At 66.0% G+C, this 21,372-nt stretch carries 16 protein-coding genes and 1 pseudogene; 3 read left to right on the top strand and 14 right to left on the bottom strand.

The window, feature by feature from the left end; genetic code table 11:
• Positions 1-6 precede the first annotated feature (6 nt).
• On the top strand, positions 7-4,632 hold the full coding sequence (locus tag E5A73_RS06140) for an NAD-glutamate dehydrogenase (protein ID WP_135962909.1): 4,626 nt from the start codon (positions 7-9) through the stop codon (positions 4,630-4,632).
• 211 nt (positions 4,633-4,843) lie between these two features.
• Here E5A73_RS06140 and E5A73_RS06145 read toward each other — a convergent pair whose 3' ends face one another.
• On the bottom strand, positions 4,844-5,476 hold the full coding sequence (locus E5A73_RS06145; RefSeq protein ID WP_135962910.1) for a trimeric intracellular cation channel family protein: 633 nt from the start codon (positions 5,474-5,476) through the stop codon (positions 4,844-4,846).
• A gap of 78 nt (positions 5,477-5,554) precedes the next feature.
• On the opposite strand from E5A73_RS06145, the gene E5A73_RS06150 reads away from it, so the two are divergent.
• Positions 5,555-6,220 (top strand): YoaK family protein, encoded by a 666-nt coding sequence (locus tag E5A73_RS06150; protein WP_135962911.1) that lies wholly within the window; start codon positions 5,555-5,557, stop codon positions 6,218-6,220.
• Between the two features lie 115 nt (positions 6,221-6,335).
• Here E5A73_RS06150 and E5A73_RS06155 read toward each other — a convergent pair whose 3' ends face one another.
• The 12 genes and pseudogenes from E5A73_RS06155 to E5A73_RS06210 all read right to left on the bottom strand — a co-directional run bounded on the left by E5A73_RS06155 (position 6,336) and on the right by E5A73_RS06210 (position 19,893).
• On the bottom strand, positions 6,336-6,791 hold the full coding sequence (locus tag E5A73_RS06155) for a DUF2314 domain-containing protein (protein WP_135962912.1): 456 nt from the start codon (positions 6,789-6,791) through the stop codon (positions 6,336-6,338).
• Positions 6,791-8,185 (bottom strand): dihydrolipoyl dehydrogenase, encoded by a 1,395-nt coding sequence (gene lpdA, locus E5A73_RS06160; protein WP_135962913.1) that lies wholly within the window; start codon positions 8,183-8,185, stop codon positions 6,791-6,793. The genes E5A73_RS06155 and lpdA overlap by 1 nt, the downstream gene beginning before the upstream one ends.
• A gap of 134 nt (positions 8,186-8,319) precedes the next feature.
• Positions 8,320-9,552, bottom strand: a complete 1,233-nt coding sequence (gene odhB / locus E5A73_RS06165) for a 2-oxoglutarate dehydrogenase complex dihydrolipoyllysine-residue succinyltransferase (protein WP_135962914.1) — start codon at positions 9,550-9,552, stop codon at positions 8,320-8,322.
• A 124-nt stretch (positions 9,553-9,676) separates the two neighbouring features.
• Positions 9,677-12,607 (bottom strand): 2-oxoglutarate dehydrogenase E1 component, encoded by a 2,931-nt coding sequence (locus E5A73_RS06170; RefSeq protein ID WP_168355835.1) that lies wholly within the window; start codon positions 12,605-12,607, stop codon positions 9,677-9,679.
• Positions 12,608-12,665: 58 nt separating this feature from the next.
• Complete coding sequence (gene sucD / locus E5A73_RS06175) at positions 12,666-13,550, bottom strand: succinate--CoA ligase subunit alpha (RefSeq protein WP_135962916.1); 885 nt, start codon at positions 13,548-13,550, stop codon at positions 12,666-12,668.
• A 51-nt stretch (positions 13,551-13,601) separates the two neighbouring features.
• Positions 13,602-13,890, bottom strand: a pseudogene (locus tag E5A73_RS06180) (GIY-YIG nuclease family protein).
• 51 nt (positions 13,891-13,941) lie between these two features.
• Complete coding sequence (gene mdh / locus E5A73_RS06185) at positions 13,942-14,904, bottom strand: malate dehydrogenase (protein ID WP_135962917.1); 963 nt, start codon at positions 14,902-14,904, stop codon at positions 13,942-13,944.
• Between the two features lie 170 nt (positions 14,905-15,074).
• Positions 15,075-16,910, bottom strand: a complete 1,836-nt coding sequence (locus E5A73_RS06190; protein ID WP_135962918.1) for a glycoside hydrolase family 2 protein — start codon at positions 16,908-16,910, stop codon at positions 15,075-15,077.
• Positions 16,911-17,021: 111 nt separating this feature from the next.
• The gene (gene zapE, locus E5A73_RS06195; protein ID WP_135962919.1) at positions 17,022-18,134 is read right to left on the bottom strand and encodes a cell division protein ZapE; all 1,113 of its coding nucleotides are present in this window, start codon (positions 18,132-18,134) and stop codon (positions 17,022-17,024) included.
• A gap of 109 nt (positions 18,135-18,243) precedes the next feature.
• Positions 18,244-18,696, bottom strand: a complete 453-nt coding sequence (locus E5A73_RS06200) for a PaaI family thioesterase (RefSeq protein ID WP_135962920.1) — start codon at positions 18,694-18,696, stop codon at positions 18,244-18,246.
• Positions 18,693-19,475: a succinate dehydrogenase iron-sulfur subunit gene (locus E5A73_RS06205; RefSeq protein ID WP_135962921.1), complete on the bottom strand. Its 783-nt coding sequence runs from the start codon at positions 19,473-19,475 to the stop codon at positions 18,693-18,695. The genes E5A73_RS06200 and E5A73_RS06205 overlap by 4 nt, the downstream gene beginning before the upstream one ends.
• An 85-nt stretch (positions 19,476-19,560) precedes the next feature.
• Positions 19,561-19,893, bottom strand: a complete 333-nt coding sequence (locus tag E5A73_RS06210; RefSeq protein ID WP_240700054.1) for an ArsR/SmtB family transcription factor — start codon at positions 19,891-19,893, stop codon at positions 19,561-19,563.
• Between the two features lie 101 nt (positions 19,894-19,994).
• On the opposite strand from E5A73_RS06210, the gene E5A73_RS06215 reads away from it, so the two are divergent.
• Positions 19,995-20,738, top strand: coding sequence for an SDR family NAD(P)-dependent oxidoreductase (locus tag E5A73_RS06215; RefSeq protein ID WP_135962923.1), 744 nt, complete (start codon positions 19,995-19,997; stop codon positions 20,736-20,738).
• 18 nt (positions 20,739-20,756) lie between these two features.
• Here the strand turns inward: E5A73_RS06215 and E5A73_RS06220 are convergent, their stop codons facing one another.
• Positions 20,757-21,335, bottom strand: coding sequence for a ClpP family protease (locus E5A73_RS06220; protein ID WP_240700055.1), 579 nt, complete (start codon positions 21,333-21,335; stop codon positions 20,757-20,759).
• Positions 21,336-21,372 lie beyond the last annotated feature (37 nt).

Consider the following 21,372-nt stretch of genomic DNA (forward strand, 5'->3'; position numbering starts at 1 on the left):
GCGCGCATGACAAGCATGATGACGTCGCTCACGCGGGCGTTCGAGGCGCGGCTGCTCGAAGGAGCGCTGCCGGGAGAGCTCGAAGATTTCAACGGGAGCGAGCGCGCCGAAGCCGCCGCCTTCGTCGCCGAGGCCGCGGCGGTGCGGCCGCCGGGCACGCCCCAGATCCGGCTCGAAACCTATCTCGACGAAGAGCGCCGCAGCATGCGGCTCGCGGTCGTCAACGACGACATGCCGTTTCTCGTCGATTCGATCTCGAGCGCGATCGCGGCACACGACATCGCGATCTTCCGAATCATTCACCCGGTGATCGCCGTCGAGCGCGACGGCGAGGGCAAGCTCGTCTCGATCGGTCCCGACGCTTCGGCGTCGCGGCGCGAATCGATGATCTATATCGAAATGGAACGGCGCGACGCGCGCACGCGCCGCGGGCTGGTCGCCGAGATCGAGCGGACGCTTGAGCAGGTACGCAGCGCCGTCGAGGACTGGCATGCGCTGCAGGCGGCGATCGTCGCCGATGCCGATGCTTTGGGCTCGGCGGAGGGCGCTGCGCTGATCCGCTGGTTCAACCAAGGCGCGATGACGTTGCTCGCGCACGAGAAGTGGCGCACCGACGGCAGCGTTTCGGACCAGCTCGGGCTCGCGCGCTATACGCTCGAGACGCCGATCCTCGCCGAGGCATCGCGCCAAGCCGCAGTGGAGCATTTCCGCGAGGGTGGCGAAGCGCCGTTGCTGCTCAAGTCCAACTCGATTTCGACCGTGCACCGCCGCGTGCCGCTCGACATCGTCGCGGTGCCGATCCTGACCGGGGCAGAGGTCACCGGACTGTCGATCCATGCCGGGCTGTGGACCAGCGCGGCCCTGTTCGCCGATCCGCAGGAAGTGCCGGTGCTGCGCGCGCGGCTCCAGGGGCTCGAGAAGAAATTCGGCTTCGACCCCAAGGGGCATACCGGCAAGGCGATGGCGCACGCGCTGACTGCGCTGCCACACGATCTGACCACGGCGTTCGATGCGGAGTCGCTCGAAAATCTGGTGCTCACCTCGATGTCGGTCGCCGATCGACCGCGTTCGAAGCTGGTGCTGGTGCGCAGCCTGCTCGGGCGGCATCTGTTCGCCTTCGTCTGGCTGCCGCGCGACGAAGTGTCGACCGGGCGCCGCGAGGCGATCGGCGAGATGCTGAGCGAAGCCGCCAACGCCAAGCTGATCAATTGGTCGATCGCGCTGGAGGACGGCGTCGTCGCCTTGCTCCGCTATACGCTCGATCTGCGCGGCGGCGGGGTGATGCCCGACGCCGACGAACTCGATGCTCGGCTCGAGCGGATGCTGCGCGGTTGGGTGCCCGCGGTCGAGGCGGCGCTCGCCGATCAGGTCGGCGCGGCCTCGACTCGGCTGGCGCTGCGCTTCGCCAATGCCTTTCCCGCGGTTTACCGTGCGACCAGCACACCCGAGGAAGCGGCGCGCGACATCCTGCGCATCGCGACGCTCGAAGCCGCCGGTGACCGTTCGGTGCGGATCGTCCCCGATCCCGAGACCAAGGGCCAGTATCGGATCAAGCTCTATGCCCAGGGCGGCGCGCTGGCCCTGTCGGATGCGGTCCCGGCATTCGAGAATTTCGGCTTCCGCGTCATCGAGGAAGTACCGACCGCGCTGGCCAACCAAATCTTCCTCCACGATTTCGAAGTCGCGCTGACGGGCGGCTCGCGGACGCTCGATTCCGAGCCGCAACTGGTCGAGGACGCGATTGCCGCGGTGCTCGAAGGGCGGGCCGAGAATGACTTGTTCAACCGGCTGATCGTCGAAGTGGGCATGCGCCCGACATCGGTGGTGCTGTTCCGCGCCTGGTTCCGCTATCTGCGCCAGACCGGGCTTAGCTATGGTATGGCGACGGTGGTCGACGCGTTGCGCCGCGCCCCCGCGGTCGCCGCGGCGCTGATCGAGCGGTTCGCGGCTGCGCACGATCCTGAGCGCGCCGGCAAGGACGACAATGCCGCCAAGGCGGCGACCAAGGCGATCGACGCCGGGCTCGATCAGGTCTCCGCGATCGACGATGATCGCATCCTGCGTACGCTGCGCGGGGTCGTGCTCGCGACGCTGCGGACCAACGCCTTCGCGCCTGCCGCTGCCGAAGCGCTCGCGTTCAAGATGGATTCGGCCAAGGTGCCGGGGCTGCCGGCGCCGCTGCCGTGGCGCGAGATCTGGGTCTATAGCCCGCGAGTCGAGGGCATCCATCTGCGCGCCGGCCCGATCGCGCGCGGCGGGCTGCGCTGGTCCGATCGGCGCGACGATTTCCGCACCGAGATCCTCGGTCTGATGAAGGCGCAGCGCGTCAAGAACGCAGTGATCGTGCCGACCGGCGCCAAGGGCGGCTTCTATCCCAAGCTGCTGCCATCGCCCGCGCAGAACCGCGACGCTTGGTTTGCCGAGGGTACCGAGAGCTATCGTATCTTCATCCGGGCATTGCTGTCGGTCACCGACAACATCGCCGCCGGCAAGGTCGTGCACCCTGAGGGCGTGTCGATCCTCGACGGCGAAGACCCCTATTTCGTCGTCGCCGCCGACAAGGGCACCGCGACTTTCTCCGACGTCGCCAACGCGCTCGCGATCGAACGCAATTTTTGGCTGGGCGATGCCTTCGCCTCCGGCGGGTCGCACGGCTATGACCACAAGGCGATGGGAATCACTGCCAAGGGCGCGTGGATCTCGGTGCGCCGGCATTTCCTCGAAATGGGCGTCGACGTGCAGTCCGAGCCGATCCGCGTCGCCGGTTGCGGCGACATGTCGGGGGACGTGTTCGGCAACGGCATGCTGCTGTCGAAAGCGCTGAAAGTCGTCGCCGCATTCGATCATCGCCACATCTTCCTCGATCCCGATCCCGATCCGGCGAAGAGCTGGGACGAAAGGGCGCGGATGTTCGCGCTGCCGCGGTCGAGCTGGGCCGACTATAATCCCGGATTGATTTCGCAGGGCGGCGGCGTCTTCGCGCGCACCGAGAAATCGATCCCGCTGAGCCCCGAAGTCCACGCGATGCTAGGGCTGGACGTGGCGGAAATCGATCCGACCAGCCTGATCTCGGCGATCCTCAAGGCGCGGGTCGATTTGTTGTGGTTCGGCGGCATCGGCACTTATGTGAAGGCGGCGGCGGAAAGCCATATCGACGTCGGCGATCCGGCCAATGACCGCCTGCGCGTCAATGCCGAGCAGCTCCGCGCCAGGGCGATCGGGGAGGGCGCCAATCTCGGCGTCACCCAGGCGGCACGCATCGCCTTTGCCGGAATCGGCGGACGGATCAATACCGACTTCATCGACAATTCGGCGGGCGTCGATTGCTCGGACAATGAGGTCAACATCAAGATCGCGCTCAACCGCGAAGTGATCGAGGGGCGGCTCGATTTCGAGGACCGCAACACCCTGCTCGCCGAGATGACCGACGACGTCGCGCATCTCGTGCTGGAAGACAATCGGCTGCAGACGCTCGCGCTCTCCTTCATGGAGAATGACGGCGCAGTGTCGCTGGCCAGCTATGTCCGGGTGATCGAGATCCTCGAAGCCGCCGGGCGGCTCGACCGCGCGGTCGAGGGGCTTGCCTCCAACGAGGAACTCCTGCGTCGCGCGCAGGACGGCAAAGGGCTGACTCGGCCCGAATTGGCAGTGCTGCTCGCCTCGACCAAGCTGGCGCTGCAGGAGGCGATCGAGCTGGGGCAGCTCGGCGCCGATCCCGAGCTCGAGGGCGAATTGCGCGCTGCGTTCCCGCAGGCGATGCAGGCCCGCTTCGCGACCGCGATCGAAGAGCATCGTCTGCGCAACGAGATCGTCGCGACTAAGCTCGCCAATCGGCTCGTCAACCGGCTCGGCGTGCTCCATCCGTTCGAGCTCGCCGAAGAGGAAGGTGCGGCGATGCGCGACATTGCCGCGATGTTCGTCGTCGCCGAGCGGCTGTTCTGCCTGCCGGACACCTGGGCCGCCGTGGAGTCCGCGCAGATCAGCGAAGGCGCACGGCTCGCTTTGCTCGACGAGATGGCAGTGGCGGTGCGCGGGCAGGTCGCCGACTTGCTCCGCGTCTGCCGGCCCGGTGCCAATCCTTCCGAAGTGATCGGACGCCTGCAGCCCGGCATCGACGCGCTCGACCGCGAGACCAAGGCGCTGCTGCTAGACGAAGTGAAGAGCCATAGCGGCCGAATCGCGGCCAAGCTCGAAGCTGCGGGCGCGCCCACCGAGCTCGTCCAGAAGGTTGTTCGGCTGTTCGAGATGGACGGCGCAGTGGGGCTGGCAGAACTCAGCACGCGCAAGGGGATCGACGAGACCGTGCTTACGCGTGCCTTCACGCATCTCGGCCAAGTGCTCGGGCTAGACTGGGCGCAGTCGACTGCAGCGCGGATCACCACCGGCGATCCCTGGGAGCGATTGCTCATCGCCGGCCTCGCGCGCGACTTCCAGCAGCTCCGGCTCGAATTCCTCAGTCGGTCGGAAGGCGATCCGCAGGCTGCAGTCGAGACGTGGCTCGCAGCGAATCGCGAGCGGGTCGAGCAGTTCGCGAACCTGGTGCGCAGGGCGCGGCAAGTTGCTGTGCCCAACGCGGCGATGCTCGCGCAGATCGCCGGGCAGGCGCGGGTGCTGCTAGGCAGGGTGACTTAGGGCGTATCGGCATTCAGCGCTTTATTTCCCCGCCCTGCAAGGGGGGAGAGTGCGCAGACTTAGGTTTTTGCACAGCAGAGCCTTAGTCGAAGCTGGGTGAGGGGGTGCCCCTCACCAAGCTACGCTAGCCCGGGCGCGGGCCGGGGTGCCAAGCTTCGCTATCCTTTCCCCTAGCAAGGAGAGGGGTTTCTAAGCTGCATGTCGATACAGCCTAGCGCCCGCCGCGATACGCCGGCAGGTGCAGCTTCCACACGATCGCCGCGGCCCTGAGCGCGAAACCGGCGGCGGCGGCGATCAGGCCGGCGGCGAGTGGCGTCAGGCCGGCGAGGCTGAGCCCGACATAGACCGCGGAGGCGAGCGCGGCGGCAGTGACGTACAGCTCTGGGCGCATCAGGATCGACGGCTCGCCGACCAATACGTCGCGGATGATCCCACCGAGACAGGCCGTCAGTACCCCCATCAGTGCGGCGGGGACGGGCGGAATGCCATAGCCGAGCGCCTTGGCGGCACCGAACGCGGCGTAGGCGGCGAGGCCCAGCGCATCGAGCCAGTCGAAGGTATGGTCGCTCCACCAGCGTTGGGGCGTGAGCCAGACTGCCGTCGCCACCGCCAGGATCAATGTCGCGAAGGTCGCGTCATGCACCCAGAATACCGGCGCGCCGATCAGCAGGTCGCGCACCGTGCCGCCGCCGACGCCGGTGATCAGCGCGAAGAACGCCACGGTGACAAAGGTCTGCGCGCGGCGCGTCGCGGAAAGCGCGCCGGTCGCGGCGAACACCGCGATGCCGAACAGGTCGAGCACGGGAAGGATCGGGCCGATCTGGGCGGCGACCTGGGATTGCATGACGGCCTTGTCTCCTGTCGGCGCGAACAGGTCAAACGCGGGGTAGCGGTGTGCGATGCGCTGCGGCATTAGGCGAGCATGGAACGGACTGAATCGCCGTTGATCGCCGTCGCCGTGTGCCTCGCGGCACTGGCCGGCTTTGTCGACGCACTCGCTTTCACCAGCCTTGGCGGCTTCTTCGCGTCGTTCATGAGCGGCAATTCGACTCGGCTCGCTGTCGGGCTAGGTCAGGGCATCGGTGATGTCGCGGCGACGGCGGGAGGGCTGATCCTCAGCTTCGTCGGTGGCGTGATCGTATCGAGCGTGCTCGTCCGTGCAGCGGGGCATCGCCACAAGGTTGCCGTGATGACGGTGGTGACCGGGTTGCTGACCCTCGCGGCGATCGTCGCCACGCTGATGCCGGGGCCGCTGGTGCTGGTGCTGCTTGCCGCCGCGATGGGCACCGAGAATGGGGTTTTCCACCGCGACGGCGAAGTGACGATCGGGTTGACCTACATGACCGGATCGCTGGTGCGGATCGGGCAGAAGCTCGGTGGCGCGCTGATGGGCGACCGCGATCGATGGGGCTGGGTACCATATCTGGCGCTTTGGCTAGGCTTCCTCGCCGGCGCGGTATCGGGCGCGGCGAGCCAGCTGCGGTGGGGATGGGACGCATTGTGGCTGGCGGCGCTGATCGCCGCGGCGCTGACCGTGGCAATTGCGCGGCTGACCGGTGTCAAAGCGCCCGTCCAACCGGCTGACTAACCTGTTCCCCGGCGAAGGCCCGGGCCCAGTTGCAGCGTCCTCGCCGCAGCATATCAGCGCTAGCCACCGGACGCCGAGCCTGGGCCCCGGCTTTCGCCGGGAACAGGCTGGTGGCTTACCAGCCGAACCTGTCGAGCATCGCGCGCGCTTCCGCGGCAGGCATCCTTGCGATCAGCACGCGCATCGTCGCGCCGCCGACCAGCGTTCCGGCATGCCAATATGCCCAGTCGATCACCTGATTGTCGCGCACGCTGACTTGCAGGCCCCGCGTGAAACCCGCCGAGCGCGGCGCGTTGAGCAAGCGGGCGATCGTCACGTCGCCCTTGTGCGAAATCACTTCGGCCCAGATGAATTCGGCGGGTGCGCCGGGGAGCAGGTCATATTTGATCATGTACCCGCCCTCGTCCGGGCCGGGCGCAGTAGCGTGGCCGAAAAAGACCGGGAGTCCGCCGCGCGCCTTGGCGATCGCCGCCGCCATTTCGGCATCGCCGGACGGGACCGCGATCGTCGCGTCCTGCAGCGCAGGCGCGAACGGCGCGGCGAGCCAGAGCAGCGCCGCGCCGAACTGCATCAGATGTGGATCGGCTTGCCGAGAACGCCCATCGCGGCTTCCTTGATCGCCTCACTGTGCGTGGGGTGGGCGTGGCAGGTATAAGCGATGTCTTCACTGGTCGCGCCAAACTCCATCGCCTGGGCGACCTGCGCGATCATCGTGCCGGCGGGCGCGGTGATGATCCACGCGCCGAGCACGCGATCGGTCTTGGCGTCGGCGATCACCTTCACCCAGCCGACGGTATCGTCGATCGCCTTGGCGCGGCTGTTGCCTGCCATCGGGAACTTGCCGATCTTGACCTCGCCCTTCTCGCGCGCCTGCTCCTCGGTGAGGCCGACCCCGGCGATCTCGGGATGGGTGTAGACCACCGACGGGATCACATCGTGGTTCACGATTCCGGTGAGCCCGGCGATGTTCTCGGCGACGGCGATGCCTTCGTCCTCGGCCTTGTGCGCGAGCATCGGGCCGGGGATGACGTCGCCGATCGCCCAGACGCCGGCGACTGCCGTGCGGAAGCTGTGGTCGGTCTCGATCTGGCCGCGCTGGTTGGTAGCGAGGCCGATCTTGTCGAGGCCGAGCCCGTCGGTATTGGGCTTGCGGCCGATCGAGACGAGCACGGCATCGGCTTCGATCGTCTCGGGAGTGCCGCCCGCGGCGGGCTCGACCGTCACGGTCGCCTTTTCGCCGTTGACCGCAACGCCGGTGACCTTGGTCGAGAGCCTGATCTCCATGCCCTGTTTCTTGAAGATCTTTGCGGCTTCCTTGCGGACCTCGCCATCCATGCCGGGGAGCAACTGGTCGAGGAACTCGACCACGGTGACCTTCGCGCCGAGGCGCTGCCAGACCGAGCCGAGCTCGAGCCCGATCACGCCGCCGCCGATCACGACGAGATGCTCCGGGACCTTCTCCAGTGCGATCGCGCCGGTCGAGTCCACGACGACCTTCTGATCGATCTCGACGCCGGGAAGCGGGGTGACCGACGAACCGGTGGCGATGACGATGTCCTTGGCGGTGACCGTGCGGTCGCCGACCTGGACGGTGTGCGGGTCGACGAAGGTGCCGAGGCCCTTCACCCATTCGACCTTGTTCTTCTTGAACAGGAATTCGATGCCGCCGGTCAGGCCGGTCACGGCCTTGTCCTTGTCCGCCATCATCGCCGGCAAATCGAGCTCGACGCTGCCGAGCTTGACGCCGTGCTTGGCGAGCGCGCCCGAGGCGGCCTCGTAGAATTTCTCGGAGGCGTTGAGCAAAGTCTTGGACGGGATGCAGCCGACGTTGAGGCACGTCCCTCCCAGCGTCTCGCGGCTCTCGACGCAGCCGGTGCGCAGGCCGAGCTGCGCGGCGCGGATCGCGGCGACATAGCCGCCCGGGCCGGAGCCGATCACGAGGACGTCGAAGTCGTATTCAGCCATTTTCTTCTCTTCCTCGTTCCCCGGCGCAGGCCGGGGCCCAGTATCGAGACGGATTTGGTGAGCGTCTCGCGCCTTTACAAATTTCGAGGCAACTGGGCCCCGGCTTTCGCCTGCGAACAGTGCCTATATCGAGCTCACAGGTCGATCAGCAGCCGCGTCGGATCCTCGATCGCGTTCTTGAGCGCGACGAGGAAGGTCACTGCCTCGCGGCCGTCGACCAGGCGGTGATCATACGACAGCGCCAGATACATCATCGGGCGGATGACGATCTGGCCGTCGCGGACCACCGGGCGGTCCTCGATGCGGTGGAGGCCGAGCACTGCCGATTGCGGCGGGTTGATGATCGGGGTCGACATCAGCGAGCCGAACACGCCGCCGTTGGAGATGGTGAAGGTGCCGCCCTTCATCTCTTCCATCTTGAGCGTACCTTCCTTGGCGCGCTTGCCGAAATCGCCGATCGTCTTCTCGATGCCGGCGACCGACAGGTCCTGCGCATCGCGGATCACCGGGACGACCAGACCCTGCGGCGCGGAGACCGCGACCGAGATGTCGGCATAATCGTGATAGACGATCTCTTCGCCTTCGATCGACGCATTGACCGAAGGGATGTCGCGCAGCGCCTGGACCGCGGCCTTCACGAAGAACCCCATGAAGCCGAGCCGCACGCCGTGCTTCTTCTCGAACAGATCCTTGTACTTGGTCCGCGCGGCGACGACTTCGGTCATGTCGACGTCGTTGAACGTCGTGAGGATCGCCGCGGTGTTCTGTGCTTCCTTGAGACGCTTGGCGACGGTCTGGCGCAGGCGCGTCATGCGGACACGCTCTTCCTTGCGGCCGCCGGAAGCCGGGGCTGCAGGCGCGGGGATCGGTGCTGCTGCCGGAGCGGCCGCGGGCTTGGCGGCCGCGGCGGCGACGACATCGTCCTTGGTCAGCCGGCCATCGCGACCGGTGCCCTGCACCGTCGAGGGGTCGACGCCGGTCTCGAGCACCGCGCGGCGCACCGACGGCGAGAGCGCGGCGGCGTCGGCACCGCGCTCGCGGACCTGCTCGCCCGGGCCGGTCTGCTCGCCGGTCGCGACGGCGGGAGCGGCGGGAGCAGGCGCAGGCGTGGCAGGTGCAGCAGCGGCGCCGCCACCTTCGCCTATGGTCGCGATCACTGCGCCGACCGCCACGGTGTCGCCGACCTTGACCAACTGGTCACCCATCACGCCCGCGACGGGCGAGGGGACCTCGACCGAGACCTTGTCGGTCTCGAGGCTGGCGATCGGCTCGTCGAGCTTGACCGGATCGCCCGGATTCTTGAGCCATTCGCCCAAGGTCGCCTCCGTGATGGACTCGCCCAGCACGGGCACTTTGACATCAGCCATCTTTTTTCCTTCTTGTTCCCCGACGAAGGCCGGGGCCCAGTTACGCAACGTTCATTGGAGAGCGTTGCGCGTAGTTACATCTATCGTCGCGACTGGGCCCCGGCCTTCGCCGGGGAACAATCCCTTACGACTTCCGCGTCCGCCGAATCTCTTCGCGGACATTGTGGCCGAGCGCTTCGGCGACGAGCGCCCCCTGCTCGGCGGTGTGGCGCTTCATCAGGCCGGTGGCGGGTGAAGCCGCCGCGGCACGGCCCGCATAACGCGGACGCTGCGGCCTGACACCGGCGTCGATCAGGCATTGCTCGATGAACGGCTCGACGAAGAACCAATAGCCGTTGTTCTTCGGCTCTTCCTGCGCCCAAACCACCTCTTCCAGGTTGGTCATGCGCTTGAGGCGCGCGGTGAGCGGCTCGCCTGGGAAGGGATAGAGTTGCTCGATGCGGACGATCGCAGTGTTCTGATCGTCCGCCGCGTCGCGCGCCTCGATCAGGTCGTAGGCGACCTTGCCGGTGCACAAAACGAGGCGCTTCACATCCAGATCCGCCGGGGCCGAGGGATCCGACAGGATGCGCTGGAAATGCGTATCGCCGAGGAAATCCTCCGTTTTCGACACCGCCATCTTGTGGCGGAGCAGCGATTTCGGCGTCATCTGCACCAGGGGTTTACGGAAATTGCGGTGCATCTGGCGGCGCAGCAAGTGGAAGTAATTCGCCGGGGTGGTGATGTTGACCACCTGCATATTGTCCTGTGCGCAGAGCTGGAGGAAGCGCTCGGGGCGTGCCGAGCTGTGCTCGGGGCCCTGGCCTTCATAGCCGTGCGGCAGCAGCATGACGAGGCCGTTGGCGCGCAGCCACTTGGCTTCGCCCGCCGCGATGAACTGATCGATCATGATCTGCGCGCCGTTGACGAAATCGCCGAACTGCGCCTCCCACAACACGAGCGCTTTGGGATCGGCCGAGGCATAGCCGTATTCGAAGCCAAGCACGCCATATTCGGAAAGCGGGCTGTCGAGCACTTCGAAATGGCCGTGCGGGATGGTCTGGAGCGGCACGTATTTGGCTTCGGTCTTCTGATCGACCCACACCGCGTGGCGCTGGCTGAACGTGCCGCGGCCCGAATCCTGCCCCGACAGGCGCACGCCGAAGCCCTCGGAAAGCAGCGCACCGAACGCCAGCGCTTCGCCGGTCGCCCAGTCGAAATTCGCGCCCGACTTGAACATCTCGCGCTTGGCGTCGAGCACGCGGCCCAGCGTCTTGTGGATTTCGAGATCGGCGGGGACTTCGGTCAGCGTGCGGCCGAGGCTGTCGAACAATTTCTTCTCGATGCCGGTGTCGACACTGCGCCGCGCAGTCTCGGCATCGGCAGGCGCGCCGAGGCCCGACCAGCGGCCGGCGAACCAGTCGGCCTTGTTGGGAAGGTACGACTTGCCCGCCTCGAATTCGCCTTCGAGCAAAGTGGTGAACTGGTGGGTCTTCTCGTCGACAAAGCCCTGATCGACCACATTTTCGCCGATCAAACGCTTGGCGTAGATGTCGGCCACGCCCGGATGGCCCTTGATCTTGGCGTACATCAGCGGCTGGGTAAACGAGGGCTCGTCGCCTTCATTATGGCCGAAGCGGCGATAGCACCACATGTCGATCACGACGTCGCGCTTGAACTGCTGGCGGAACTCGATCGCGACCTTGGTCGCGAAGGTCACCGCCTCGGGATCGTCGCCGTTGACGTGGAGGATCGGCGCCTGGACGCCCTTGGCGACGTCCGACGGGTATGGCGAGGAGCGCGCGAATTGCGGGCTCGTCGTGAAGCCGATCTGGTTGTTGATGATGAAGTGGATGCAGCCGCCGGTATTGTAGCCGCGGATTCCCGAGAATCCGAGGCATTCCCAGACGATGCCCTGGCCGGCAAAGGCCGCGTCGCCATGGATGAGGACCGGGAGGACCTGCTCATGCTCGGCGAGATCGCCGCGCAGCGTCTGCAGCGCGCGCGACTTGCCGAGGACGACGGGGTCGGCGGCCTCGAGGTGCGAAGGGTTGGCGACCAGCGACATATGGACGCTGATCCCGTCGAACTCGCGATCGGTCGACGTGCCGAGATGGTATTTCACGTCGCCCGAACCGGCGACGTCATCGGGGTTGGACGAGCCGCCGCCGAATTCGTGGAAGATCACCCGGAACGGCTTGGACATCACGTTGGCGAGCATGTTGAGCCGGCCGCGATGCGCCATGCCGTACACGATCTCGCGCACGCCCATCGCGCCGCCATATTTGATGATCGATTCCATCGCGGGGATCATCGATTCGCCACCATCGAGCCCGAAGCGCTTGGTGCCGACATATTTCTTGCCGAGGAATTTCTCCCATTGCTCGGCTTCGATCACCTTCGAAAGGATGGCCTTCTTGCCGTCGGGAGTGAACTGGATGGCCTTGTCCTTGCCCTCCATCCGCTCCTGGAGGAAGCGGCGCTCCTCGACATCGGCGATGTGCATATATTCGAGGCCGACATTGCCGCAATAATTGGCCTGGAGGATGTCGACGATCTCGCGGACGGTCGCCTTCTCGAGGCCGAGCACGCCGCCGAGATAGATCGGGCGATCGATATCGGCGGCAGTGAAGCCGTGATATTCGGGCGTCATGTCGGCGGGCAGATTCTGCCGGGCGAGGCCGAGCGGATCGAGATTGGCGGCGAGATGGCCGCGCACGCGGTAGGTGCGGATCAGCAGCATCGCGCGGATCGAATCGCCGGCGGCCTTGACGATATCGGCTTCGGAAGTCGCCGGAGCGGCCTTGGCGGCGGGCGCAGCGCCTTTGGCGGGCTTCGGCGCGGGCTCCATCTGGGTCGGGTCGAGCCCCGCGGTGAGCGCGTCGGTATCGGTGAGCGGCCAGCGCGGATTGGCCCAGCTCGGGCCCTGCGCGGTGTTGTCGAGGCCTTCGAACCATTGCCGCCAGCCCGGCTCGATCGCGTTCGGGTCGGTCTTGTAGCGGCGGTACAATGTCTCGACGAAGGCGGGGCTCACGCCGCCGGCGATGTCGTCGAAGTCGAGGCCCTCATAGCCCATGGTCAATTCCGTTCCGTGGTAGCGCTCACATCCTCATATAGGATGCGAGCGCAGCAATTTACCCCTTGAGCACTTCGACCAGCGTCGAGCCGAGCTCGGACGGGCTGGGCGAGACGCGGATCCCGGCGGCTTCCATCGCCGCGATCTTGCTCTCGGCGTCGCCCTTGCCGCCCGAGACGATCGCACCGGCATGGCCCATGCGGCGGCCCGGAGGCGCGGTGCGGCCTGCGATGAAGCCAGCCATCGGCTTCTTGCGGCCGCGCTTGGCCTCGTCGATCAGGAACTGCGCCGCCTGCTCCTCGGCGTCGCCGCCGATCTCGCCGATCATGATGATCGACTGAGTCGCCTCGTCGGCGAGGAACAATTCGAGCACGTCGATGAAGTTGGTGCCGTTAACCGGATCGCCGCCGATGCCGACCGCAGTGGTCTGGCCGAGCCCGGCATTGGTGGTCTGGAACACCGCCTCATAGGTCAGCGTGCCCGAGCGCGAGACGACGCCGACCGAACCCTGCGAGAAGATGCTGCCGGGCATGATGCCGATCTTGCACTGGCCGGGGGTGAGCACGCCGGGGCAGTTCGGCCCGATCAGCCGCGACTTCGAGCCCGACAGCGCGCGCTTGACCTTGACCATGTCGAGCACCGGAATGCCCTCGGTGATCGTGACGATCAGCGGGATCTCGGCGTCGATCGCCTCGAGGATCGAGTCCGCGGCGAAGGGGGGCGGCACGTAGATAACGCTCGCCGTGGCGCCGGTCATCGCCTTGGCCTCGGCGACGGTGTTGTAGACGGGGAGCCCGAGATGCTCGGTGCCGCCCTTGCCGGGGGTGACGCCGCCGACCATCTGGGTGCCGTATTCGAGCGCCGCCTTGGTGTGGAAGCTGCCGGTCTCCCCGGTCATGCCCTGGGTGATGACCTTGGTGTTCTTGTCGACGAGGATGCTCATTCCGGCTCCTGATACTTTCCTTGTTCCCCTGCGAAGGCAGGGGCCCAGATCCTAAAACAAAGACTCGAACAGATCGTCCCAGTCCGGATTCATCGTTTCAATCTCGCGCAGCTTCCACAGCCGCTTCCGCTTCTTCATCTGCATTCGCGGGCTCTGGCACCGTCGATCATATCGTGGCCCTGGTACCAGACGAGCAACTTGCAGCCATATTCCTTGGTGAAGACTCGATCAGACCGTTGCGGTGCTGGTGCGCCCTCGCAGGCAGATCGCTCGTCGCGCCGATATAGATCGTTCCGTTGCGATGGCTCGCCATGATGTAGACGTAGCCGGGCTTCTCCAACGTATCGTTTCACCTTCCCAGTCTGGACCCCTGCCTTCGCAGGGGAACGAGTCAGCCCAGCGAGCTATCGATCTCCTTGCACGCCACCAGCAATTCCTTGACCGCGTCGACCGAGACCGTGAGGTTGGTCTTGGCTTCGTCGCCCAGCTTGATCTCGACGATTTTCTCGACGCCGCCCGCGCCGATGATCACCGGCACACCGACATAGAGGTCGTCGATACCGTACTGCCCGGTCAAATGCGCCGCAGCGGGAAGGACGCGCTTCTGGTCGTAGAGATAGCTCTCCGCCATAGCGATGCCGGACGTGGCCGGTGCGTAGAAGGCCGAGCCGGTCTTGAGCAAGGCGACGATCTCGCCGCCGCCGCCGCGCGTGCGCTTGACGATTTCGTCGATGCGCTGCTGGGTCGAGAAACCCATTTCGATCAGATCGGGGACGGGGATGCCCGAGACGGTGGAATATTCGATCACCGGAACCATCGTGTCGCCGTGGCCGCCAAGCACGAAGCTAGTGACGTCCTTGACCGAGACCTTGAATTCCTCGGCGAGGAAGTGGCTGAACCGCGCCGAGTCCAGCACGCCGGCCATGCCGACGACCTTGTGGTGCGGCAGCCCCGAGAATTCGCGCAGCGCCCAGACCATCGCGTCGAGGGGGTTGGTGATACAGATCACGAAGGCGTCGGGAGCGTTGGCGGCAATGCCTTCGCCGACGGCCTTCATCACCTTCAGATTGATGCCGAGCAGGTCGTCGCGGCTCATGCCCGGCTTGCGGGCGACGCCGGCGGTGACGATGATCACGTCGGCACCGGCGATATCGGCATAGTCGTTGGTGCCGGTGATCCTGGCGTCGAAGCCTTCGACCGGGCCGCACTGCGACAGGTCGAGCGCCTTGCCCTGGGGCACGCCCTCGACCACGTCGAACAGGACGATGTCGCCGAGGCCCTTGAGTGCCGCGAGGTGCGCGAGCGTGCCGCCGATGTTACCGGCGCCGATCAGCGCGATCTTCTTGCGAGCCATGGAATCTCCTGAGCCTAGTCGAGCAACCGCGAGGCGCGGCTGTGGCGCCCCTGAAACGGGGGCGGCTTAGGCCCATAATAGGAGGGTCGCAACCCGCGAATGCCCTGCGCGCCGGATTATCTTTGCGACTAATTCGCAGGTGCAATAAGCCGGGCACATCCCCTTGCGGATCAGCGCGTCGACCCTGCGCGGCGGCGATATTCCTCCGCGAGTACGGAGAACGCCTGTTTGCGCGCTCCGGTTTCCGAGATCAGCCCTTTGCGGTTCCAGCCCTGCTGGAATACCGGATGCTGGCGGCGTGGCGACCGGAAATCCTTGAGCAGCCACGGGCTCAATCCGGCGAGGAAGGGCACCTTCGCCGCCATGGCGAGCGTCTGGCGGAAATATTCGGCCTGGAACTCCTCGCTGAACTTGTGCGGCTCCGCACCGGCGTCGTGATAGCCTGCCTGCGCGTCGGCGCCGAATTCGGAGAAGATCAGCGGCTTGTTCGTCGGCGAGCGCCACTCGAAGCCCTGCAGGTCGGCGAGCGGGTCCTGCGAATACCAGCCGTTATACGTGTTGATCGCCATCACATCGAGATCGGCGACGAGCGGGTCGTCGATGCTCATCACCTTGCCCTCGCGCTTGCTGAGCAAGGCGGCGGTGACCAACCGGCTGTCGTCGAGGGTACGAACCTCGTTGATCAACGTGCGCAGGAAGGCGTTGCGCGCGTCGCCGACCGGAGTCTCGTTGGCGACGCTCCACAAGACGATCGAGGCGCGGTTGCGGTCGCGGACGATGTTCTCGCGGAGCTGGGCCTGCGCGTCGGCGAGCGTTGCCGGGTTCTGCCAGTTGACGCGCCAATAGACCGGGACTTCGCTCCACACGAGCAGGCCGAGCTCGTCGGCCATCCGCGTCATCACTTCGCTGTGCGGGTAATGCGCGAGGCGGACGAAATTGCCGTTGAGGCCCTGCTTGATCTCGGTGAGCAAAGCGCGGGCCGCGGCTGGGGTGATCGCGCGGACCGGATCCTTGCCGAGCTCCTCCTCGTGCATCGAAATGCCGCGCAGGAAGACCGGCTTGCCGTTGAGCAGGATCTGCGTCCCGCGGGTTTCGATCGTGCGGAAGCCGACTCGGTCCTGCAGGACGTCCGCACCAGACTCGAACCGGACGTCATACAGCGTGGGCGTCTCAGGCGACCAGCGCTTGAGTCGGTTCGAGGCGGTGATGCTGGCGCTCCAGCGTCCTTCGGCATCGGTCCGCCCGCTCAGCACGGGGCCGAGCGCGGGGATGCGGACGCTGACGTCGCGGTTTGCCGCCTGGCTGCCAAAGAGGCGGATGTCGACGTGGATGTTGCCGTCGCGGCCGAGACGGATCCACGCATCGTCGATGAAGGTCTCGGGCACGGTGATCAGGGTTATCGAGCGCGTGATGCCGCCATAGGTTTCCCAATCGGTGACCGGCGGCGGGACATCGTCGTCGGTGCGGGCCGAATCGACGCCGACGGTGATCTGGTTGCTGCCGTCTCGCAGGAGTTCGGTCACGTCGAAAGCGAAGGGAGTGAAGCCGCCCTTATGGCTGCCTACCGACTTGCCATTGAGAAAGACGTCCGCGGTATAGTCGGCAGCGCCGAATCGCAGGAAGACCCGAGTGCCCGGGGCGGGCTTGCGCGCGTCGAAGGTCCGCTGATACCAGACGAGGCCCTGATAATAGCGCATTTCGGCGGCATGGCCGATCCAGCTGCCGGGCAAGTGGACGACCGGCGAGCGCTGCATGTCGAATTCGTAGAGCGCGCGCGGGTTCTTTTCCATGGCGTCGGTCTGGACCACATCGCCCCAGCGCCGGCTGCTTTCGCCCGGCACGCCGCCGTGGAAGCCGGCCTTGCCGTCGCGGAAGGGGTCCACCGACCAGTGCCAGGCGCCGTCGAGGTTTTGCGAAGGGCGCATGTCGGCGGCAGTGAGCACCGGCTGCGCGAAGGTGGGCGGGGCTAGGAACAGCGCGAGCACTAGTAAGAGCCTTGCGATCATGTTCCACTCTCTCCCCGTTCGCGCTGAGCTTGTCGAAGCGCGGTGCTGTTCGTCCGTACATGGTAGAGAAAATAACGGCCCTTCGACAAGCTCAGGGCGAACGTGGTGAAGTCAATGCTCGCCATGCCCCTCGGCCAGATATTCGTCGGATGCCATTTCGTGGAGCCGCGAGGCGGTGCGCTCGAATTCGAAGGCGCCGTCGCCGACGATGTACAGGTCGTCGGGCTCCGCGTCGGCGGCGGCGAGCAGTTTGACTCGGTTCTCGTACAGCGCGTCGACCAAAGTGACGAAGCGTGCCGCCTCGTTGCGGTTGTCCGGGCCCAGGCGCGGGATGCCGACGAGGATGATCGTGTGGAAGCGGTGCGCGATCGCGAGATAGTCGGGCGCGCCGCGCGCCTCGCCGCACAGCCGCTTGAACGAGAAGACCGCCACGCCCTTGACGCATTTGGGGACGTGGATCTGGCGACCGCCTTGCACCGGCAAGTCGCATGCCGGGACGCGGGCACGGTCCTCGACCGGATAGTCGGTGAGGCGGAAAAAGGCGGCGGAGAGCTGCGCCGTCGCCTCCGCGCCGTTGGGGACCAGCCAGGTCTCCATGCTGCCGAGGCGATCGAGCCGGTAATCGACCGGGCCGTTGAGCGCGAGCACGTCCATGCCGCTCTCGATCAACGCGATGAAGGGCAGGAACAGCTCGCGGTTGAGCCCGTCCTTGTAGAGGTCGCTCGGCGGACGGTTCGACGTGGCGACGACGCTCAGCCCGTGACGCATCATCTCGGTGAACAGCCGCGACAGAATCATCGCGTCGGCGGGGTTGTTGACCACCATCTCGTCGAAAGCGAGCAGGCGAATGTCATCCGCCAGCGCATCGGCGACCGCGACCAGCGGATCCTCGGTGTTCTTCTGGCGCTCGACATTGAGGCGCTCATGCACTTCGAGCATGAATTCGTGGAAATGGACGCGGCGCTTGCGGCGGATCGCGACGCAGTCGAACAGCAAGTCCATCAGCATCGATTTGCCGCGCCCGACGCCGCCCCACAGATATACCCCGCGCGGCGGTTCGGGCCGGCGGCCGAGCGCGCGCCAGAGAATGCTGCCCTTCCTGGGAACGGCTTCGAGCTGCTGGGCGAGTTGATCGAGGCGGTCGGCGGCGGCTTCCTGCTCGGGATCGAGGCGAAGCTCGCCCGCCGCGACGAGTTCGCGGTAACGCGTGAGGACCTTGGTCATGCCCGCCCTTTGATCCGTTCGTGCTGAGCCTGTCGAAGCACCGTTCTTCCTTGCCCGCGAAGAGAAGAGCGGCCCTTCGACAACCTCAGGGCGAACGGGGAGAGGGCGGTCATTTGACCGAGGGCTTGCGGATCGTGCCGAGGAAGCTGGCGACCATCACCTCGTCCTGCACCACCACTCCGCGCAGGAAGAGCAAGCGTCCAGTCTCACGGAGCAACTCGACATGCGCTTCGGTCGGCACCCCGATCGCGCCGCCGGTGATGAACTGAATCGACATGTCGAGCGTCGAGGCCGGCCCGCTGAGCACGCCGAAGCTGCGCCCCGCGGCGAACAATGCCATGTCGATGAACCCGGCGAGCGCGCCGCCGTGGATATGATCGCGCAGGTTCGAATGCTGGTGGGCGAAGCTCGTCCGCACCCGCGCGACCTTGCCATCGCGCTTGACCGACAACGCGCCGATGAAGCTGTTGAAGCGCCCCTGGTCGAGGATCTGCCAGCGCTTCCAGCCCGGCAGGTCGGGATCGTCGTCGTAGCGGAAATGCGTCTCGACGAAGTCGCTCAAAGCGCCCGCTCGGCCTCCAGCTTCTTGATCTCGGCGATCGCCTTGGCGGGGTTGAGGCCCTTGGGGCAAACGTTGGCGCAGTTCATGATCGTGTGGCAGCGATAGAGGCGGAACGGATCCTCGAGCTGGTCGAGCCGCTCGCCGGTCATCTCGTCGCGGCTGTCGGCAAGCCAGCGATAGGCCTGGAGCAGGATCGCCGGGCCAAGGAACTTGTCGCTGTTCCACCAATAGCTCGGGCACGAAGTCGAGCAGCAGGCGCACAGGATGCACTCGTACAGCCCGTCGAGCTTCTCGCGGTCCTCGGGACTCTGCAGCCGCTCCTTGCCCGACGGCGTGGTCGACACGGTTTGCAGCCACGGCTTGATCGAGCTGTACTGCGCATAGAAATGCGTGAAATCGGGGACGAGGTCCTTGATCACGTCCATGTGCGGCAGCGGCGTGATCCGGATCTCGCCCTTGATGTCCTCGATCGCGGTGGTGCAGGCGAGGCCGTTGCGGCCGTCCATGTTCATCGAGCACGAGCCGCAAATCCCCTCGCGGCACGAGCGGCGGAAGGTCAGGCTGCTGTCCTGCTCGGACTTGATCTTGATCAGCGCGTCGAGCACCATCGGGCCGCATTCGTCGAGATCGACTTCGAAATTGTCGTAGCGCGGATTCTCGCCGATGTCGGGATCGTAGCGATAGATTTTGAGCTTCTTGACGCGCTTTGCCGACGCGTCGGCCTTGTGCTCCTTGCCCTTGGTGATGCGGCTGTTCTTGGGCAGGCGGAAATCGGCCATTCCTGGGAGTCCTTAAAGGCACGGTGTTTGCGGGGCGGGCTATGCCTTTCGCAATCGCAGCGCAACCCCATAGGCGCCGCAAAGCTCAGCCTTTATTGGCCAGCACCGAAGCGAGCAGGCCGGGGAAGCGCGCGTCGAAATCCACGCAGCGCAACCGATTGATCCGCTCTCGGCCTTCGACCTTGGTCTCGACCAGCCCGGCGGCGCGCAGCACGTTCAGATGGTTGGAGATCGTGCTCTTCGGAGTGGCCTGGGCACAGGAGGCGCCGGCGTTGAGGCTCGGGCAATCGACCAGCCGCGCGATGATGTCCAGCCGCACCGGATCGGCGAGCGCATGCAGCGCCGCGGCGAGGCTGACGTCTTTGAGGTTGGGGTGCACGAGACGATCCATGGGTCCGATATAGGAATAGTTTGTCATTTCCATAGTTCGGAAATCTTGAACTATATCCGCGGCACCCCAAATCATTGCCCGTCCCGGCAGCCGGCGAAGCGATCGGCTGGGGATCGGAGATTAGTAGAATGTCGAAGAAGCTTCAGGGCAAGCGCGCGCTGGTAACCGGTGGATCGCGCGGAATCGGCGCGGCGATCGCCAGGCGGCTGGCGGCCGACGGCGCCGATGTCGTGATCACCTATGTCGGCAACCATGAGGCCGCTGCCGCGACCGTCAAGGCGATCGAGGGCGCAGGCGTCAAGGGGCTTGCGATACAGGCCGATGCGGGCGACGCCGCTGCGGTGGCCGCTGCAGTGAACCAGGCGGCCGACACGCTGGGCGGGATCGACATCCTCGTTCACAATGCCGGGGTCTTTGGCGGCGCGCCTGTCGATCAGGGCGGGTATGAGGACTTTCGCCGGGTGTTCGCAGTCAATGTCGATGGCGTGGCCGCAGGCACGGTGGCGGCGGTGCCGCATTTCGCCGATGGCGGCCGGGTCGTGATCGTGGGCAGCGTATCGGGCGATGTCTCGATGATACCCGGGATGGCCAGCTACGGCGCCAGCAAGGCGGCGGTGCAGGGCCTAGCACGCGGCTGGGCGCGCGATCTCGCGCCGCGCGGCATTTTGGTCAATGTGATCCAGCCCGGGCCGATCGATACTGACATGAACCCTGCCGATGGCGACATGGCCAAGATCATGCTGCCCAACATCCCCCTGGGACGCTATGGCCGCGCGGAAGAAGTCGCGGCGCTTGCATCGTTCCTGGCGAGCGACGAATCGTCGTTCATCACCGGCACCACGATCGATATCGATGGCGGCGCGACGGCGTAGGCCGCCACAGACAGTCCGTCAGATCAAATCCAGCACGAGGCCGAGGTCGCGCGCCTCCTCGGCCTCGATATACCAATTGGTGGGCGCGCGTTTCTGCACTTCCTCGAACGCGATCTTCGATCCGGCGACGAGCCCGCGAAAGCCCTCTTCCTCGATGCGGACCGATTCCTCGATCTCGTGGAGACTGGCCTTGAGCCCGGCGACCACGCTCTTGAGCGGTCCCGACAGCTCGATCGTCTTGGTCAGGATGCGCTCGTGGACCATGATCCGGGTCCCGCGGGTGAGGAAGCGCTTGTCGACCGGGAAGCTCGCCATGAAGGTGGCGCCCGCCGAATAGACCGCGACCTTGCCGAGGAAGAGCGTCTCGCGTCCGGTATAATCGCGCAGTAGGCGGAGTTCGTCTCCCATCAGCCGGGCGACCTCGGGATCGCCGCCGAGCGTCGAGATCGCGACGACCAACGGGCCATCCTTCGGCGCATCGGCCAGCTGCCGGCGGAAGCTCGCATACATGTCGTGATCCACCGGGCCGTGCAGCACGATATGCGGCTGGCTGAGCAGCGGGTAGCGGGTGGCGCGATTCTCGGATGTGTCGGTCACGCGTGCGCAAACCGCCATAGGCGCCGGCGGTTCCCTG

It is taken from the genome of Sphingomonas gei, from assembly GCF_004792685.1.
Taxonomy (GTDB): Bacteria; Pseudomonadota; Alphaproteobacteria; order Sphingomonadales; family Sphingomonadaceae; genus Sphingomonas; species Sphingomonas gei.